Source organism: Hydrogenophaga sp. (assembly GCF_041633695.1).
GTDB lineage: Bacteria > Pseudomonadota > Gammaproteobacteria > Burkholderiales > Burkholderiaceae_C > Hydrogenophaga.
The window spans coordinates 1-1,396 of record NZ_JBFJMY010000712.1; the positions used below are offsets into that span (position 1 = coordinate 1).

A 1,396-nucleotide genomic window follows, 5' to 3' on the forward strand; every position below is an offset into this window, starting at 1 on the left:
AACGCGGGCCGTCGGTACCCAGCCCCTTCGTGCCCCCATTGACCCTCTGGTCGGCCGAGCCATTGGCGGCCTGACCTCACTCCCCGCTGCAACTCTGATCGGCGCTCTCACGCCGGGCTCGGCGCACCTCAACGGTTCGATCTGGGTCATAGGGGCCTGCATGGCTTGCGCATCGGCAAACACCTCGACGCAGTGGCATCAAAAGGCGAGTGTGTGCAGGGGGATGTCTTTCTCGGCCGCCAGTTTTTCCAACTGCTGGCGCGTCTTGCCCGCCAGGAACGCGGCAATCGCCGCGTGTGTGGCTGGCTTGAGCAAACTGCTCACTGCGCCGACGCGCACACCCGCCGCTTCGCATAAGGCCGCAGCAAAATGCGGCTCCAGCGCGGCCACGGCCCCACGGCCGTTTTTGCAGGGGTATACGCGGTAACCCGCGTGGGCACCGCCCACCATACCCTTGGCTTGGGTAAGGCCCCAGGAGCGGGGCAGGGCGAGCCAGTGGGCCGCATCCGACAGCGCCACTTCCTGAAAGCTGCTTTTGCCGGTGATCTTGTGCTGGAGCACGGCTTGCAGCACGGCTTCGCTGCTCATGAGCGCGCCGCTCATGTCGGCGAACAAGGTGGTGGGCAGATCCAGGCCGGGCACGAGTCCGGCTTCGGCCAGGTAGGTCAGGTCGTGGCCGGGTTCTTCGGCGCGCTCACCGGGCGCACCGACGATGGAGACCATCGACAACGCGGGGTAACGCTTGCGCAACACGTTCCAGCCCAGCCCCAGTTTTTCCAGGGCCGAGGGGCGAAAAGAGGTGATCAGCACGTCGGTGCGGGCCAGTTCCTTGTGGAGCGCGCCCTGGCCTTCTTCGGTCTTGAGATCCATGCGCGCCACTTTGATGCCAGCGTGCATCGTGTCGTAGGCCGCCGGGTTGTAGGCGCTCATCGGGTCCCCGCTGGTGTTGCCGTCTTTTGCGGGTGGCTCGGCCTTGGTGCAGGTGGCGCCCATGGACTTCAAACGCATCATGGCGGCAGGGCCGGGCAGGTTGAGCGCCAGGCTCAGGATGCGCACACGGTGCAAGGGCTTGAGCTGTCGGGGGGATGTGGCAGGTTTGGAGAGCGTCATGGTCGTGTCTGAACGGTTTTTGAATGTTGCCCAACCATTTAACCGCAAGCCTTGGGTCACCAATGCAAACGGGCGACAGCGTCGCCCACATTCAAACTAGGGCCTGTTCACACTATTTTTCCAAGTGCGAAAGGGGTGAAAACAGCGCCAACCCAGGCGCGCCGCGCTGAAAGCGCGGCGCAGGGTGGGCCAAATCACTCAGCAAAGTCCAGCGGCAAGCCCACGTAGTTTTCGGCCAGCGAACGCGAGGCGGCTTCCGAGTTGACCAGGTACTCCAACTCGGCCT

Annotated in this window: 1 protein-coding gene; it reads right to left on the reverse strand. The window is 64.3% G+C overall.

Translation table 11 applies throughout. The features are described 5' to 3' along the window. Positions 1 to 198: 198 nt before the first annotated feature. Positions 199 to 1,110 carry a CoA transferase gene (locus tag ABYB95_RS23475; RefSeq protein WP_372662784.1) on the reverse strand — a complete coding sequence of 304 codons (912 nt, stop codon included), beginning with the start codon at positions 1,108 to 1,110 and terminating at the stop codon, positions 199 to 201. Positions 1,111 to 1,396: the final 286 nt, after the last annotated feature.

What these genes read in the sequence shown, in the direction of transcription:
- ABYB95_RS23475 (WP_372662784.1), bottom strand. Translation starts at nt 1,110, where the DNA reads ATGACGCTCTCCAAACCTGCCACATCCCCCCGACAGCTCAAGCCCTTG.